The 16,575-nt window shown below is 71.3% G+C and carries 10 protein-coding genes; 6 read left to right on the top strand and 4 right to left on the bottom strand.

Annotated elements, in window-relative coordinates; all coding sequences use genetic code 11:
• Nucleotides 1-449 precede the first annotated feature (449 nt).
• Nucleotides 450-3,299, bottom strand: coding sequence for an AAA family ATPase (locus tag ACGFIV_RS18785; RefSeq protein ID WP_358553039.1), 2,850 nt, complete (start codon nt 3,297-3,299; stop codon nt 450-452).
• 346 nt (nt 3,300-3,645) lie between these two features.
• Here ACGFIV_RS18785 and ACGFIV_RS18780 point away from each other — a divergent pair, with 346 nt between their 5' ends.
• The 6 genes from ACGFIV_RS18780 (at nt 3,646) to ACGFIV_RS18755 (ending at nt 13,922) form a co-directional block, all read left to right on the top strand.
• Nucleotides 3,646-5,928, top strand: a complete 2,283-nt coding sequence (locus ACGFIV_RS18780; RefSeq protein ID WP_392836351.1) for a TOMM precursor leader peptide-binding protein — start codon at nt 3,646-3,648, stop codon at nt 5,926-5,928.
• A gap of 17 nt (nt 5,929-5,945) precedes the next feature.
• On the top strand, nt 5,946-7,313 hold the full coding sequence (locus ACGFIV_RS18775) for a SagB family peptide dehydrogenase (RefSeq protein WP_358553035.1): 1,368 nt from the start codon (nt 5,946-5,948) through the stop codon (nt 7,311-7,313).
• 3 nt (nt 7,314-7,316) lie between these two features.
• Nucleotides 7,317-8,129, top strand: coding sequence for an HlyD family efflux transporter periplasmic adaptor subunit (locus ACGFIV_RS18770; RefSeq protein ID WP_392836347.1), 813 nt, complete (start codon nt 7,317-7,319; stop codon nt 8,127-8,129).
• Nucleotides 8,130-8,163: 34 nt separating this feature from the next.
• Nucleotides 8,164-10,449 (top strand): NHLP family bacteriocin export ABC transporter peptidase/permease/ATPase subunit, encoded by a 2,286-nt coding sequence (locus ACGFIV_RS18765; RefSeq protein WP_358553031.1) that lies wholly within the window; start codon nt 8,164-8,166, stop codon nt 10,447-10,449.
• 2 nt (nt 10,450-10,451) lie between these two features.
• The gene (locus ACGFIV_RS18760) at nt 10,452-13,373 is read left to right on the top strand and encodes an NHLP bacteriocin export ABC transporter permease/ATPase subunit (RefSeq protein WP_392836342.1); all 2,922 of its coding nucleotides are present in this window, start codon (nt 10,452-10,454) and stop codon (nt 13,371-13,373) included.
• A 207-nt stretch (nt 13,374-13,580) separates the two neighbouring features.
• Nucleotides 13,581-13,922: a YciI family protein gene (locus ACGFIV_RS18755; protein ID WP_358553027.1), complete on the top strand. Its 342-nt coding sequence runs from the start codon at nt 13,581-13,583 to the stop codon at nt 13,920-13,922.
• Nucleotides 13,923-13,998: 76 nt separating this feature from the next.
• Here ACGFIV_RS18755 and ACGFIV_RS18750 read toward each other — a convergent pair whose 3' ends face one another.
• The 3 genes from ACGFIV_RS18750 to ACGFIV_RS18740 are packed head-to-tail and all read right to left on the bottom strand — an operon-like array spanning nt 13,999 to nt 16,300.
• A complete protein-coding gene (locus ACGFIV_RS18750) occupies nt 13,999-14,184 on the bottom strand; it encodes a hypothetical protein (RefSeq protein ID WP_358553025.1) in 186 nt (61 codons plus the stop codon).
• On the bottom strand, nt 14,181-15,035 hold the full coding sequence (locus tag ACGFIV_RS18745; RefSeq protein ID WP_358553023.1) for a methyltransferase domain-containing protein: 855 nt from the start codon (nt 15,033-15,035) through the stop codon (nt 14,181-14,183). The genes ACGFIV_RS18750 and ACGFIV_RS18745 overlap by 4 nt, the downstream gene beginning before the upstream one ends.
• Nucleotides 15,032-16,300, bottom strand: a complete 1,269-nt coding sequence (locus ACGFIV_RS18740; protein ID WP_392836338.1) for a cytochrome P450 — start codon at nt 16,298-16,300, stop codon at nt 15,032-15,034. Before ACGFIV_RS18740 ends, ACGFIV_RS18745 begins: the two co-directional genes overlap by 4 nt.
• Nucleotides 16,301-16,575: the final 275 nt, after the last annotated feature.

The raw sequence follows: 16,575 nt of genomic DNA, 5'->3' as shown, positions 1-16,575 counted from the left end.
TCCTCAGGGGGCAGGGACGACCGGTCCCAGGTCAGGAGCAGGGCGTCCTTGGAAGAGCGACGCCACTGTGGCGTCGGGGAAAGATGATCCGGATGGTATAAAGGTGCAATAAAACGGTCAAGGGGCCACGAAGCGTCTAAAGTGTCACGATTGACGCATGTAACCCCTGTTCAACGCCTGGCCGGGAGCGGGCGAGGGCGCTGCCGGACCTGCCCGGAAGCCCTCGCGCGTCGCCGCCGGGGCGTACACCTCAGGCCCCGGTCCCGGCTCATGTGAACATCGCGTTACGTCTTCGGCGCGCGGCGATGGACGAGGCCGCGGTGGACCGAGGTGTCAGATGGGGGGCGTTGAAGAACCGATGCCGCGCGTGGAAACAAATGGATGTCAGTTTCCCGCGTTGGGTTCCGTGTGCCGACGACAATGGCGGCGGGGACGCCATTCGCGCCGGATCACAGGACCGTGCGGTACTCCATGTGGTCCTCGAACGTCGGCGGGGGCTGTTTTCTGAGGTCCGGGTCCGCGGGGGTGTCGGGTGTCAGGCTGGTAAGGATGGCGACGAGTTCCGCGCGGGTGTGGATGCCCAGCTTGCGGTAGATGCGGGCGAGATGAGTGTCCACGGTCCGCTTGCTGATCGACAGGATGGTCGCCACCTCAAGGTTGCTCATGCCCTGAAGTACCAGGTCGGTGACGCGGCGCTCGCCGGTCGTCAGCGGATGGGCGTTCTCCCGCCGCACGCCGGAGGAGGGGCGGGTGGCGGCGACGGCCAGGTGCTTGTCGGCCAGCGAGGCGAGCCGGACCGCGCCGCAGTCGACGGCGAGGTCGAGTCCGGCGGTCAGGGTCTCGCGCGCCCTGTGGTCGTCGCCGGTCTGGCGCTGGGCGATGCCCAGTCGGATGAGGGCCCGGGTGTACTCCAGCCTGGCGCCCCTGGTGCGCAGCAGGTCGACCGCCTCGTGCAGCATGTCGAGCCGGGCGGTTCCCTCGTACGCCACGCTTCCGGCGCTGAGGGCGCGGCCGATGGTCGTCGGCGCGCCCCAGGCGCGGGCCAGCTCCAGCTCCCGCTCGGCCGCCGCCCGCGCCGCCGTACGCTCGCCGAACAGCATGTACGCGAGGATCGCGTTGGTCCCCCAGGGGACGCAGGCGGGATTGGTGATGCCGGACGCGGTCAGGCGCCGCCCGCAGTCCAGCAGGATCCGCAGGCCGTCCCGGGGCCTGCCCTGGGCGATGTACAGGCGTCCGAGCGCGTCCATGATGTGGCCGGAGATCAGGGGATGGCAGTCGCCGTAGGGGTCGACGGCCCGGAGCAGCGACTCGGCGACGTCCAGCGCGCCGAGCTCGACGAGCGCCCTGGCCGCGTTGGCCGTGGCCGCCATGGCGAACCCCTCGGTGTGGGTGAGCTCCGCGAGGCGGGTCGCCTCGGTGGCGTCGCGCAGCGAGGCCTCCAGGCTTCCGAGCTGGTAACGCACCTCCGAGCGGACCACCAGCGCCATGACCAGCCGGGTGTCGGAGGCGACCGCGCGCGCCTCCGTGACCACGCGTTCGGACCAGTACGAGGCCTCGTCGATGCGGTCGCCCCAGACCAGGGGGAGCACCGCCCCGAGCGGGACGACGCCCTTGCCGTCGAAGCAGCGCCGGGTCAGCGTGAGCGTCCGCGTCAGGCCGCGCCCCTTCACGCCGGTGAGGAGGGCGAGCGCGCTGAGGAACTCCCTCGCCTGGGGGGTGGCCATCGCGTGCATCGACCGGACCAGCTCGCGCAGGACGCCGGTGGACCGCCCCCACAGCATCGCCTGCGCGCTGAAGATGAACAGCAGGTCGGCGCCGAACGCCGAAGGCGTCTCGGCGGCGATCTGGGCGGCCTCGGCGAAGACGCCGCCGGCCTCGGCCGAGTTGGCGGTGACCAGGATGTTGGCGAAGGGCGCGAGCGCGCTCATCCTCTGCGGGGCCGTGCGGACGCGGCCGAAGACGGTGCGCAGGTGCCGCAGGGCCGCGGGCAGGTCACGCTGCATCTCGACGGCGCCCAGCTCGGCGGTGATCTCAAGGTCGACGGCCGGCTCGTCGGACTCGGCGAGCGCGCGGTGCAGGTAGCGGGCCGCGGGCTCCCAGGCGTGCTCGGCCACGGCCTCGCGCGCCGCCTCGCGCAGGATTGCCACGGTCCACGGGTCGGCGGTCGGGCCGGTCGACATCAGGTGGCCGGCCGGCCGGTTGACGGGGGCGCCGAAGCGGTAGAGGAGCTTCGCGGCCCTGCGGTGGAGGTCGTCGCGGACCAGAGGATCCATCCCGGCCAGGATCGTCTGCTGGATGTGCTGGTGGACGAACCGGTCGGGGGGCGAGCCGACGAGGAGCCCCGCCCTGCGCAGGGTCTCGCCCGCCTCCCTGGCCGCGAGCTGGCCGAACCCCGAGAGCATGGCCGCGGTCTCCAGCCCGTCGTCGGGGGCGAGGATGGCGAGGCTCCTCAGCAGGTCGACGCTGGCGGGGTCGTGGGCCAGGAGCCATCCGAGCGCCGTCTCGGTCAGCGAGGTGGCCCCCAGCTCCATCACGCGGGGCAGCTCGGTCTTCTCCGGGCTCACCTTGGCCGCGACGAGCTGGCCGGCCAGCTGGTGGAGGAGCAGCGGGTTCCCCTGTGTGAGCTGGTGGCAGGCCGCCGCCACCTCCGCGTCGACCGCGGCGCCGATCGCCGACTCCAGCAGCTGCCCGGTGCAGGTACGGCAGAGCGGGGAAGGCTGGAGCAGCCGCGCGTACGGCAGGGCCGCGATGTCCCGGACGGCGTCGTGGCCACGCCGGGAGTGCGAGTCGGCGGTGAGGATCATGACGATGGGCAGCGAGTCGAGCCGCCTGGCGATGTACGAGCACCACTGGGCCGACTGGGCGTCGGCCTGGTCGGCGTCGTCGATGGCGATGATCAGCGGCTTGGGGCCGGTGATGGAGCGGGTCGCCCGGTACAGGCTCTGCAGCAGGTCGGGGGCGACGAGCCCGGTGCCGTGGGCCTCATAGGCGTGCCCGGGGACGAGCAGAGGGCCGGAGGTGGGCTCGGCGGGCGGCATGTCGCCCGCCGGGAGGGGGTCGAAGAGCTGGCGGACCACTCCGAAGGGGTAGTCGTGCTCGGCGGGGTGGCCGCGTGCCGTCAGGATGGCGCCGGTGTCCGGCCTCTCGGTCAGCGCGGCGTGGAGCAGTGTGGTCTTCCCGATGCCCTTCGGGCCGAGGATCAACAGGACGGACGGCTTTCCCGCGGACGCCGCGGAAAGCGCCTCCTGTATCACACGTAACTCGATGTCGCGGTGCAGCACCTGCTGCCCTGACAACATCGTTCCCCCCAGAGCCCGGGTGCTTACGTCTACACCAGGATCATGCCGCGTATGACTAGTCCCTTGTCAATACCTAATGCACCATCAAAGGACCTATCGCCTTATATAGGGCGGTATGTCGGGATGCGTAACGGACTGTGCGCCGCCCGACGGCACCCGGACCGAGCTTACCGCGAGGCGTAGGCCGGCCTGTGCCGGCGGGCGTCGTACGCATTTCCCGGATACGCAATCCGTACGCGGCACTTATAAAGGACACCCGAATACGTATGCCGGAATTACGTCTTTACACGGTCCTGGGCCGATGCGACTCTGCGATCAATGGAAATGAGCCCATACGGGGAGTGCCATGGATCGCCCACGCCTCAAAGCACACTTCGCCGCCCAGGTGGTCGAGGGATCGAAGGTCTTCCTTCTCGCCGAAGGCCAGCACTACCTCATCAAGGGGGCCGAGTGCGTCAAGGTGCTCCCCTACCTGGACGGACGGCACACGATAGCCGATATCGCAGGAGCGTTGGGCGCCGAGTTATCGCTTATGCAGGTCATGGTCGCCATCCGTAAATTCGACGCGTTGGGACACCTGGCGGACGGCCGGCCGGATTGGCCGGACAGCACGCTCGCGTATTGGGACGCGCAGGGAATCGACCCGAAGACCGTACAGGCCGCGCTCGCGGAGACCGAATTCACGGTTGTGGCCGGCGAGGGCGCCGACACCGGCGCGGTGGTCGCGCAACTGCGGGAACACGGGCTGCGCGTCAGGCACGCCCTGGTCGAGGAGGAGGCCGCGGCGCCCGGCGGCGCCCTCTCCCTGGTCGTCGTCAACGACTACCTCGACCCGTCACTCGAACGGCTCAACGCCGCCTACCTCGCCGCCGAGCACCCGTGGGCGCTGGTGAAGCCGACCGGGCTGACGCTGTGGGCCGGGCCCGTGATCCAGCCGGGCCGTACCGGCTGCTGGGCCTGCCTGTCCCAGCGGATCAGCGGGAACCGCCAGGTGGAGCGCTACCTGGCCGGCAAGCACGGCGACGGCATCCCGTACCACCCCGCGCTGGAGGCGAACCCGGCGGGACCGTCCCTGGTCGGCGGGCTGCTCGCGGTGGAGATGGCACGGATGGCCGCCACCGGCGCGCCGTCGCGGCTCGAAGGCAAGATGACCACGATCGACCTGCGCACGCTGGCCGCCACGGACCACACCATGATCCGGCTGCCGCAGTGCCCCGCCTGCGGCGACCCGACGCTGGTCACCGAGCGCAGCCCGAAGGTGGTGCTGTCGTCGCGCGACGCGCGGCACGTCACCGACGGCGGGTACCGCATCGAACCGCCCTCGCAGACCTACCAGCGGCTGGAGCGGCACATCAGCCCGCTCATCGGCGCGGTCACCCGGCTGCACACCTTCGCCGAGTACGACAACGGCGTCACCTACAGCTTCACCGCCGGCCACAACTTCGCCATGGTCGGCGACAACATGGACCTGCTGCGCCGTAACCTTCGCGGGCAGAGCGGCGGCAAGGGACGCACCGAGATCCAGGCCAAGGTCAGCGCCCTGTGCGAGGCCATCGAGCGGTACTCGGGCGTGTGGCGGGGCGAGGAGCAGGTGCGCAAGGCCGCCTACGCCGACCTCGACCCGGCCCTCGCCGTCCACGTGGAGTCCCTGCTCCACTTCTCCCCGTCCCAGTACGCCGGGCGCGACGAGTGGAACAAGGACCCGAGCCACCGGCTGCACCTGGTGCCGGAGAGGTTCCGCACCGACCTGCCGATCGACTGGTCGCCCGCCTGGTCGCTCACCGACGGCCGCGAGCGGCTCATCCCCTCCGGGTACGCCTGGTACGGCCACCCGGACCTGGAACGCCACTTCTACTGCGTGGGCGACTCCAACGGCAACGCGTCCGGCAACTCCATGGAAGAGGCGATCCTCCAGGGGTTCTGCGAGCTCGTCGAGCGCGACGCGGTCGCCCTGTGGTGGTACAACCGGGCGCGGCGCCCCGCCTTCGACCTCGACTCGCTGCGCGATCCGTATGTCGACACGCTGCGCGAGTTCTACGAGGGGATGGGTCGCAGCATCTGGCTCCTCGACATCACCACCGACCTGGGCATCCCCGCGTTCGTCGGGGTCTCGCACCGGATCGGCCACCCGGTCGAGGACGTCATCGTCGGCTTCGGCGCCCACCTCGACCCGAAGATCGCGGCGATCAGGACGCTGACCGAGGTCAACCAGTTCCTCCCGTCGGTGGAACGGCGCGACGAGCAGGGCAACACCCTCTACCTGGACAACGACATCGCCACCCTGGCCTGGTGGAAGGAGACCAAGCTGGCGAACGAGCCGTGGCTGGTCCCCGACCCTGCCCAGCGCCCGCGCACGCCCGCCGACTACGCCCCCTCCGACGGCGACGACCTGGCCAGGGACGTCGAGACGTGCGTGGCCAGGGCGAAGGCCGCGGGGATCGAGGTGATCGTGGTCGACCAGACCCGCCCCGACCTGGACCTCAACGTCGTACGGATGATCGCGCCCGGCATGCGGCACTTCTGGCGGCGCCTCGGCGCGGGACGCCTGTACGACGTGCCGGCCGAGCTCGGCTGGGTGCCACAGGCGAGCACGGAAGACCAGCTCAACCCCACGAGCGTCTTCTTCTGAGCGCGGAGGAGCAGACTGTGACCCAGACAAAGGTACGGCTCCGCCGCGACGCGGAGCTGGCGGAGTCCGGCGGCGCGCTGCGCGTGTCCGCGCCCGTGGGGGCCATCGGGCTTCGCGACCTGCCTCCCGGCACCGTGGCGGCCCTCGGTGCGCTCGCCGCCGGGGACATGACCGACGCCGGCCTCACCGCGGCGGTCGTCGACGGCGACGGCGAGGCAGGGCTGCTCCGCTGGAACATGCTCGTGCGCCGCCTGGCCAGGAGCGGGCTGCTGGAGTACAGCGTGGACGGCGCCCGGCTGCGGCCCGTCGGCAGCGGGCCGCTGGAGCCCGCCGCCGCCCCGGCCCCCGACGCCAGGGTGAAGCTGTCGCGGTTCGCCGTGGCGACCGCCGAGGACGGCGTGCTGACGGTGCGCTCCCCGCGTCACGCCGGCGTCGTCGAGCTGGCCCCGCGGGCGGCGGGGATCCTCGGCGCGCTCGCCGACTGGACCACCCCCGCCGAGCTGGCCGAGGCCCTGCCCGGCGTACCGGTCGAGCAGGTGCTGCGGTTCTTCGACGCCGCCGGCCTGCTGACGCGCACGTCCGAGGACGAGGACCAGTCGCACGCGCAGTGGACCCCCCGCGACCTCTGGCTGCACGCCCACAGCCGGGGGCCGCGCCTCACCGGCCGGTACGGCGGGACCTACCCGCTCGGGCCGAGGTTCGGCCCGCTGCCCGCCGCCCCCGCGCCGTTCGACGGCCCGCGGATCCCGCTGGCTCCACCCGACCTGGAGCTCGCGGCCAAGTCCGACCCCAGCCTGACCGAGACCCTTGAGCGGCGCCGCTCGCTGCGCGAGCACGACGCCGACTCCCCGATCACGGTCGACCGGCTCGGGGAGCTGCTGTACCGGTCGATGCGCAGGCGCAACTCCTTCACCTCGCCCGACGGGGCGGAGCTCGTCGACCGGCCGTACCCGTCCGGCGGGTCCATCCACGAGCTGGAGGTCTACCCGCTGATCGTGTCGTGCGAAGGGGCCGAGCCCGGTCTGTGGCACTACGACACCGCCGGGCACGCGCTGGAGCGCGTGGCCGAGCCCGGCCCGGCCACCGAGATCCTCGTGCGGCGGGCCAGGGCGTCCGCGTTGCTGGAGGCCGACCCGCAGGTGCTGCTCGTGGTCACCGCGCGCTTCGGCCGGGTGATGTGGAAGTACGAGACGATCGCCTACTCCCTCATGCTCAAGCACGTCGGCGTGCTGTACCAGACGCTCTATCTCGTCGGGACCGCGATGGACCTGGCGGTGTGCGGGCTCGGCGGCGGCGACGCCGGGGACTTCGCCGCCGCGAGCGGGCTCGACTACCTCACCGAGGGCAGCGTGGGCGAGCTGGTCATCGGCAGCAAGCGGGGATGAGCGATGAAATTCCGCTACAAGGCGCTCCAGCGGATGCGGGAGCCCGACGAGCTCGACTCCCCGACCCTGCTGGCCTCCCCGCGGGGATGGATCGCCACGTTCGTCGTGCTGATCATCGTCGCGGCGGTGACCGTGTGGGCCTTCGTCGGCCGGATGCCGATCACGGTGTCCGCGACCGGCCTGCTCACCCATCCGGGCGGGACCGCCCAGCTGCAGAGCCCGTACGCGGGGATGGTCCGCTCGATGTACGTCCACCCGGACGACACCGTCCAGCGGGGCCAGGCGGTGGCGGAGATCGTCCAGCTCGACGACACCTCGCGCCTGATCAAGAGCCCGTTCACCGGGCACGTGGTCGCCAGCACGGCCGACGACGGGCACATGGTCACGCCGGGCGAGGACCTGATGACCATCGAGCGCACCGACGCGCCCGACGACCGGCTGGTGGCGATGCTGTTCGTCCCGGGCGACCGCACGCTGGGCGTCGTCCCCGGCAGGGAGGTCGACCTCGCGGTCTCCTCGGCTCCGCCGGGGGCCTTCGGGCTGCTGCGCGGCCGGGTCGCGTCGGTGAGCACGTACCCGCTGATGCTGGAGGGTGTGGCGGACCTCGTCGGCGGTGAGGCGGCGGCGCGCGGCTACGTCAAGGGAGCACCGCCCCGGCTGGTGATCGTCGACCTGGAGCGGGACCCGGGCACGACCTCGGGGTTCGCCTGGTCCACCAAGGACGGCCCGCCGATGCGGCTCTCGTCGCAGGTCAACGTCACGGGCTCGATCAACCTGGGCGGTCAGACGCTGTTCGACCTGCTCCTCGGCCGCTGAGCGGCACCAGTCACGGCTCCAAGAGGAGAGACGAATGAGCCAAGCCACGGCGAGCCCACCCCTGGCCCCGGAGGGGGGTGGGCCGCGGCGTCCGGCCGCCGCCAAGGGGGCCAAGGACGGCAAGGAGCCCAAGGCGCGCTGGGGGAGATGGCGGAGCACCACGCCGACGGTGATCCAGATGGAGGCGGTCGAGTGCGGCGCCGCCTCCCTGTCGATGATCCTCGGGTACTACGGGAAGTTCGTCCCGCTGGAGGAGCTCCGGTCGGCCTGCGGCGTCTCCCGTGACGGGGCCAAGGCCTCCAGCGTGCTCGCCGCGGCCCGGCGCCACGGCCTGATCGCCAGGGGCTTCCAGATGGAGGCCGCCGACCTGCGCACCGTCGCCAAGCCGGCGATCATCTTCTGGGCGTTCCAGCACTTCATGGTCGTGGAGGGGGTGCGCACCCGGTTCGGGAAGAAGGTCGTCGCGGTCAACGACCCGGCCAGCGGCCCCCGCCTGATCGACTGGGCGGACTTCGACTCCGGGTTCACCGGGGTGGTGCTGACGTTCGAGCCCGGCCCGGACTTCGAGCCCGGTGGGCGCCCCACCCGGGTCGGCCAGGCCCTGCTGTCGCGGCGGATGCCGTCCGGCCGGGCGCTGCCGCTGATCCTGCTGGCCAGCCTGATCCTGGTGATCCCGGGCATCATCGGCCCGGCCTTCAGCCGGCTGTTCATCGACCGGATCCTGTCCGGTCGCGACCCCGACTTCCTGTACCCCCTGCTGCTCGGGATGGCGGTGACCGCGGTCTCGGTGTTCGTCCTGACCTCCGTGCAGCGGCACTACCTGCTGCGGCTGGAGATCAGGTTCGGGCTGGTGAGCTCGGCCCGCTTCTTCCGGCATCTGCTGCGGCTGCCGGTCGAGTTCTACCTGCAACGCCGCCCGGCCGAGGTGGCCAAACGCGTGCAGGCCAACGACATGGTCGGCGAGATCCTCTCCCGCGACCTGGCGATCACCGTCATCAACCTGGTGCTCGTGCTGTTCTACGCGGTGATCCTCATCCGGTACGACCTCATGCTCGGCCTGCTCGGGGTCGGCATGGCGATGCTCAACATCCTCGTGCTCAGGCGGGTCTCCCGGGCACGCACGGACGCGGTGGCGGCGCTTCGCGCGGACATCGGCAACCTGACGTCCACGACGTTCAACACCCTGCAGCTCATCGAGACCGTCAAGGCCAGCGGAGCCGAGCCGAACGCGTTCCAGCGCTGGTCGGGGTTCCTCGCCAAGGCCGTCACCGCCAAGCAGCGGCTCGGCGTGGCGACCGCCACGCTCACCGTGGTCCCCCCGCTGCTGGCCGGGATCAACAGCGGGCTCATCCTGCTCATCGGCGGGCTGCGCGTGGTCGACGGGGTGATCAGCGTCGGCATGCTGGTCGCCTTCCAGACGCTGCTCAACTCCCTGTCGCGTCCGGTGACCCAGCTCACCAACCTGGGCGGGCAGCTCCAGAACATCTCCGCGGACATCAACCGCCTGTACGACGTCGAGCGCTACCCGGTCGCGCAGTGCTTCGAGCCGAGGCCCGGCGAGGAGCCGGCGGACGGACGCCTGGACGGCTGCATGGAGTTCTCGCACGTGTCCTTCGGATACAACCCGATCGCCCCGCCGGTGATCAAGGACCTGTCGTTCTCGATCGTGCCGGGCCGCCGCGTGGCGGTCGTCGGCCACTCGGGCAGCGGCAAGTCGACCGTCGGCAAGCTGGCCGCCGGCCTGTACGTGCCCGGGTCGGGCCAGGTCCTGCTGGACGGCCGTCCGAGGCTCGAACAGTCGCGTATGGCCCTGGCCGCGTCCATCGCCTACGTCGACCAGGACATCACGCTGTTCGAGGGGACCGTGCGCGACAACCTGACGCTGTGGAGCGACGACATCGCCGACGAGGTGGTGATCGCGGCCCTGCGCGACGCGGCCATCTTCGACGTGATCGCCGCCCGGCCCGGTGGTCTGAACAGCGGCGTCCGCGAGGGAGGCCGCAACTTCAGCGGCGGCCAGCGGCAGCGGCTGGAGCTGGCGAGGGCGCTGTCGATCCAGCCGACGCTGCTGGTGCTGGACGAGGCGACCAGCGCGCTGGACCCGGAGACCGAGCGGATCATCGCCGACAACCTGCGCCGCCGCGGCTGCGGCTGCCTCATCATCGCGCACCGCCTGTCCACCATCAGGGACGCGGACGAGATCCTCGTGCTCGACAAGGGCGAGGTGGTCGAGCGCGGCCGTCACGAGGAACTGCTCGCCGCCGGCCGCCACTACGCGAGGCTCATCGAGAACGCCCACAGCAACGGCGACAGGGGTTGACCGTGACCGGATTCGCGCCGTTCTTCGCCGAGGCCGCGACGCCCGTCGACTACTCCGCCGACCGCCTGCTCGTGGCGTCCGACCTGCGCGAGGTCCTGCTGGTCGAGGAGGGGGCCGTCGACCTGTTCGCGGTGCGGCTGGAGGACGGCAAGCCCGTGGGCCGGTGGAACTTCCTGTGCCGCATCAGCGAGGGGTCGCTGCTGCTCGGCTCGCCCAAGGGCCCGAAGCACAGCATCGTGGGCCGTCCCGTGCCGGGCACCCGGGTGTCCCGGATGCCGCTCGGCCGGCTGCGGGGGCTGTCGGCCGGCCCGTCCGGCCCCCTGCTCCCCGACGAGCACGAGGTGGCCGTCAAGCAGTTCGTCCGCGGCCTGGAGGCGGGCATCATCTCGCTGGCCCAGGCCATGCGCGACAACCTGCCCCCGCGCGAGTTCGTCGCGCTGTCGCCCGGCGCGCCCACCGATCTGGCCGACGGCGCGGCGACCCGGTCGGTGGACGGCCTGTGCTGGGTCGGCGTCGAGGACGGCGTGGTCGAGATGCCGGAAGGCGTCGCGGGCCGGCTCACCGCGGGCGCCCACATCTGCGTGACCGAGCGGGACTGGCTGGTCGCCACGGGCCCGGCCCGGCTGCGTGCCAGGACGACCTGGGAACTGCTGGCCGACGAGACGATCTGGGCCAGGTGGGTGGAGTACGCCACCCGCTTCCTGTACACCGTGGACCGCCGGGTCGAACGGCAGGGCGCGCGCGAGCTGGAGATGCTCGCCCGGCGGAACGAGCGGGAGAAGGACATCCTGCGCACCGCCCGGCGGGGCTTCGACACGCTGGTGCGCGACACCGAGGCCCGGGTGCGGCTGGCCGACGTCACCACCGATTCCCCCGCGCTGGCCGCCGCCAGGCTCGTCGCCTCCCACGGAGGGTTCCGGGTCACCGCGCCCCCGCCCGGAGGCTCCCACGGCAGGCAGATCGACCCCCTCCAGGCCATCGCCCTCGCCTCCGGGGTGCGCACCCGGTCCGTACGGCTGGACGAGGGGTGGTGGAAGAAGGACCTCGGCCCCATGGTGGGCTTCCGCAAGGGCGACGAGACGCCCGTGGCGCTGCTGCCGATCGGCTCGCACTACGTGCTCGCGCAGCCGGGGCAGAACCGGGTCACCCCCATCACGCACGCGGTGGCCGAGACGCTGACCAACCGCGCGGAGGTGCTGTACCAGCCGCTGCCGCGCGAGGTGCGCACGGTGGCAGGGCTGCTGCGGTTCGGGCTGGCGCGCAACCGCCGTGACTTCTGGGTGCTGGCGTCCCTCGGCACGCTCGTGGCGATCATCGGCCTGCTGGTGCCCTCCATGACCGGGCTGGTGCTCGGCACGTTCGTGGCGAGCGCCCAGCGCGACCTCATCGTGCAGGGGGCGCTGCTGGTCATCGGGGGAGCGTTCGTGGCCGGCGCGCTGTCGATCGTGCAGAACATCGCGGCACTGCGCATCGAGGGGCGGTCGTCGGCCCGGTTGCAGGCCGGGGCCTGGACCCGGTTGCTGTCGCTGCCCGCCACGTTCTTCGCCCACTACTCCACCGGGCAGCTCGGCACGACCGTGCTCGGCGTGAGCGCGGCGCAGGAGATGCTCTCCGGCGTCGTGACCACCGCCACGCTCGGTCTGTTCGGCGGGCTGGCCAACCTCGTGCTCGTGTTCTTCTACGACGGCAGGATGGCCCTGATCGCCACCCTGCTCGTGCTGGTCAGCGTCCTCGTGTGCGCGGTCGCCGGATATTTCGAGATACGTCTGCAACGACGCCTGTACGAGCAGGAGCAGCGGCTGTCCTCGCGGGTGTTCCAGCTCCTGAGCGCCGTGCCGAAGCTGCGGGTGGCCGCGGCCGAGGACCAGGCGTTCGGCGTGTGGAACCGCGACTTCCTGCAGACCCGCAGCACCTCCGCGTCGGCGCGGCGGCTGCAGAACCTGGTCACGACGTTCAGCGCCGGGTTCCCGCTGGTCTGCTCGGTCCTCATCTTCGCCGTGGTGGCCGGGCCGATGCACGGCGAGCTGCCGATCAGCGTCTTCCTGTCGTTCTTCGCCGCGTTCAACCTGCTCATGGCCTCGGTGCTGCAGTTCACCGGCGCCGCGATGACCGCGATGAGCGTCGTGCCGATGCTGGAGAAGATGCGCCCGGTCCTCGCGGCCGAGCCCGAGGAGCTCACCGGCAAGGCCGACCCCGGCGACCTGTCCGGCCGTATCGCCTTCTCCCGGGTGTCCTTCCGGTACGGCGAGGACGGCCCCCTGGTGCTGAGCGACGTCGACCTGTCGGTGGACCCCGGCGAGTTCGTCGCGATCGTGGGCCCCACCGGCAGCGGCAAGTCCACCATCCTGCGCCTCCTGCTCGGCTTCGAGCAACCGGTCGCGGGCACCGTGCTGTACGACGGCCAGGACCTGGGCGAGCTCGACATCGGCGCGGTGCGGCGGCAGTGCGGCGTCGTCCTGCAGAACGGCGCCCTGCTCGCCGGGGACATCCGGCAGAACATCATCGGCAGCAGCAACCACACCGTCGACGACGCCTGGGAGGCCGCCGCGATGGCCGGCGTCTCCGACGACATCACCGCCATGCCCATGGGCATGCACACGGTCCTGTCGGAGGGGACGAACACCCTGTCGGGCGGCCAGCGGCAGCGCATCATGATCGCCCGGGCGCTGGTCTCCCGGCCCCGCATCGTCTTCTTCGACGAGGCCACCAGCGCCCTGGACAACCCGACCCAAAACGTGGTCGCCGAGAGCACCCGCCGGCTGAACGCCACCCGTATCGTGATCGCCCACCGGCTGTCCACCATCAAGGACGCCGACAAGATCGTGGTGCTCGACGGCGGCCGGATCGTCCAGCAGGGCCAGTACGACGAGCTGGTCTCCGACACCGACGGCCTGTTCGCCCGCCTGGCCCGGCGTCAGATGTGACGCCGCCCCCAGAACCGCTCGGTTCCTCTGAGCCGACGCACGGCCCCGGAACCGCTCAGTTCCTCTGAGCTTGGGCAACTCGGTTGAGTTGCGTCGCCGCCACCCGGGAAGATGGCTCTGGAACGACGGCCTCAGCGGCCCGCCCGCGCCTCGAGGTCTGGTTCGCGGATATGCGTCCGCGGCCAGACCCGAGAAGGAGGACAACAAATGGATTTTCTCCTGTTGATCCACGGCGACGAAATGCTGTGGGACGCATTCAGCGACGACGAGCGCGAGCGCATGGCCGAGGGGCACCGCCAATTCGGCCGCGCGATGGTCGAATCGGGCGTCCGCATCAAATACGGCGCGGGCCTGACCAGATCCCGCACGGCCAAACTGGTCCGGCCGGACGGCCCGGCCGTCCCCGGCCCGTACGCCGTCGGCCGCGAGCAGATCGGCGGGCTCTGGATCATCGAGGTCGAGTCGGCCGAGGAGGCCGAGGTCTGGGCGCGGAAGATGCCGTACGCGCCCGGTGACATCGTGGAGATCCGGCCCTGCGACCCCACGTGAGCCCCGCTCCGGCAATGTGACCGGCGAGGCCGGTGCGTCCGCGTCCGCCGCGGGCGACCGGCCACTCCCCGGCGGCCTAGTAGCGCGGCCTGCGGCTGAGCGCGATGCCTCCGACCAGGAAGACCAGGCCGGCGACTCCGTAGATGATGGCGGTCGTCGTCGAGGGCGGCCTCTGGCTGGCGTTCGCGATCGCCAGCCCCAGGCCGACGATCGCGCTGATGTAGCAGAAGATCGCGATGAAGATCTTCCAGAACGGGCTCATCTCTTCCTCCAAGGTGATCCGGCCGGGCCGCCCGGTGCGGTCCCGGCGACGACGAATCCGAGCAACATGACCCAGGCGTCCGGGTCGGCGCGGAACCTCTTCCACCGGTCGGTCGCCAGGGCGAGCTGGGCCATCGACAACGCGCCGGACGCCACCAGCGGGACCAGCCGCTCCGGGCCGAGGTGCGGCGCGAAGGACTCCGTCGGATGGTCGTCGTTGGTGGTGGCGAACGGGCGCAGCACCACGTCGGCGAAGCCCTCCCGGCGCAGCAGCCGGGTCAGCTTCCTGCCGATCTGGCGGTCTCCCCCCGCGTCGCGCTGTGCGGTGGCCATCGTGCCGTGCACCGACGCGAGCTCGGGGTACATGGGGTCGGCCAGGCCCCACAGCATGCTGTCGACCTCGATGACGACCAGCAGGCCGCCCGGCCGCAGCACGCGCAACGCCTCGGCGACCACAGGCGCCGGATCGGCCACGTGCTGGAGTACGTACCTGAGCAGGACCCCGCCGACGCTTCCCGTACGCAGGGGCAGCCGGGCGGCGTCGCCCAGCAGGAGCGGGGCTCCCGCGCCCGCGGCGTGCGCGAGCACCTTCTCGTCGATGTCGGCCGCCACGATGGGCAGATCGGGCTCGGCGGCGCGCAGCCGGCGGGTGACGGCGCCCGACCCGGCGCCCAGCTCCAGCAGCGGCCCCGCCCCGGGCAGACCGAGGTCGCGCAGGATGCGCAGCTCCTCGTCGAAGGACAGGGCCGCCTGGGCCTCCAGCCGGGCCAGCTCGCCGCCGAGCCCGCCCCACGTCGTGTTGGCCGCGTCGTAGGACCCGGCCCTGTGGACCGCGGCCTCCTGCGCCGTCATCGCGGCCTCGGGATCATCATCATGCCGTGCCGGGGCCGCAGGGTGACCAGGGCCTCCGGTTCCACCGGGAAGCCCTCGACCAGCTCAAGGCGCGCTTCCCGCAGGATCACGGCGAGCACGAGCGTCGCCTCGACCAGCGCGAAGTGCTGCCCGACGCAGATGCGCGGTCCTCCGCCGAAGGGCAGGTACTGGTGGCTGAGGTGCCTCGCCGCCCGTCCGGACGCGAACCGCTCAGGTCTGTACGCCTCGGGCTCGTCCCAGTACCTCGGGTCGCGGTGCAGCACCCACGGGCTCACGCAGACCAGGGTGCCGGCGGGCACGTCGTAGCCGCCGATGACGTCGTCCTCGACCGAGCGCCGTGAGATGAGCCAGACGGGCGGGTAGAGGCGCATGGCCTCCTGGATGGCCCGGCGGCAGGCCTCCAGCCTCGGCAGGTCGGCGGCCGTCGGCATCCGCCCGGCGAGGACCTCGTCGATCTCGGCGTACACCGCCCGAGCCGCCTCCGGGTGGCGGTCGAGCAGGTAGAGCGTCCAGGTCAGCGACTTGGCCGTGGTCTCGTGCCCGGCCATGATGATCGTCAGCACCTGGTCGCGCAGGTCGGTGTCGGACATCGCGTGCCCGGACGCGAGCATCGAGGTGAGCAGGTCGTGCCCGCCGCCCCCGCCCGTGCGCCGGGCGGCGATGATGACGCGGGTCACCCGGTCGAGGAACACACGCGCCTGGTGGAAGCCTGCGTATCGTACGGCCGTATCCGCGGGGTCGATCGCGTCACCCGGTACGTAGTGGCCGATGAAGCGGTTGACCGCGTCCACCGCGCGCCCGAACCCGTCCCCGGCGCCGCCGATGTCGGTGCCGAGCATGGCCTTCACGATGACCGTCAGCGTGAGCGCGGTCAGGTCGTGGTCGACGCGTACGGCCTGGCCTTCGCCGCCGCCGGTCCAGCGGTTCAGCAGTCCGGCGGCCGCGTCGGTGATGACCTGGTCGAACCGCTCGACCTCGGAGGGCCGGAAGGCCGGCGCGCACATACGGCGCTGCGCGGCCCACTCGTCGCCGCTGCTGGTCAGCAGCCCGTTGCCGAGGAGCGGGCGGAGCATGTCGTCGTCCGGCGTGCGGTCCTTGGTGTAGTTGGACCCGTTCTCCTTCAGGACGTACCTGGCGAGGTCGGGCCGGTTGAGCATGTAGACCTGCTCGCCGTCCGCGTCGTGCCGGGTGACGTCGCCGTAGGCCGCCATCGAGGTGACGAAGTCGAGCGGCGCCTCACGCATCGCGCGCAGGCTCTGGGTTCCGCCGGGTCCCGGTGGAAGCCGGGGAGATACGTACGTACCGGACATCAGCTCTCCGAATCACTTACGTGAAATTCGATTCCGAATACGTATTACCGAATGCTTAATACGTACGGGTGGAGTCGCATTATTCATGCCGATCCATTTGGAGCGTACCCCAGCCGCCTAGGCCCCTCAATACTTATCTTCGGCGATCGGAAATTAAGTCTGGGCAGCTTGAATTAGGCGTGCAAGACTCCATTCCAGGACGGCGCACC

It is taken from the genome of Sphaerisporangium sp. NPDC049003 (assembly GCF_043197795.1).
GTDB lineage: Bacteria > Actinomycetota > Actinomycetes > Streptosporangiales > Streptosporangiaceae > Sphaerisporangium.
This window is presented reverse-complemented; position numbering and strand designations above follow the sequence as displayed.

Coding starts and splice junctions, on each gene's coding strand:
- ACGFIV_RS18745 (WP_358553023.1), bottom strand. CDS start 15,035: ATGACGGCGCAGGAGGCCGCGGTCCACAGGGCCGGGTCCTACGACGCG.
- ACGFIV_RS18750 (WP_358553025.1), bottom strand. CDS start 14,184: ATGAGCCCGTTCTGGAAGATCTTCATCGCGATCTTCTGCTACATCAGC.
- ACGFIV_RS18755 (WP_358553027.1), top strand. CDS start 13,581: ATGGATTTTCTCCTGTTGATCCACGGCGACGAAATGCTGTGGGACGCA.
- ACGFIV_RS18770 (WP_392836347.1), top strand. CDS start 7,317: ATGAAATTCCGCTACAAGGCGCTCCAGCGGATGCGGGAGCCCGACGAG.
- ACGFIV_RS18785 (WP_358553039.1), bottom strand. CDS start 3,299: ATGTTGTCAGGGCAGCAGGTGCTGCACCGCGACATCGAGTTACGTGTG.
- ACGFIV_RS18740 (WP_392836338.1), bottom strand. CDS start 16,300: ATGCGTGAGGCGCCGCTCGACTTCGTCACCTCGATGGCGGCCTACGGC.
- ACGFIV_RS18780 (WP_392836351.1), top strand. CDS start 3,646: ATGGATCGCCCACGCCTCAAAGCACACTTCGCCGCCCAGGTGGTCGAG.
- ACGFIV_RS18765 (WP_358553031.1), top strand. CDS start 8,164: ATGAGCCAAGCCACGGCGAGCCCACCCCTGGCCCCGGAGGGGGGTGGG.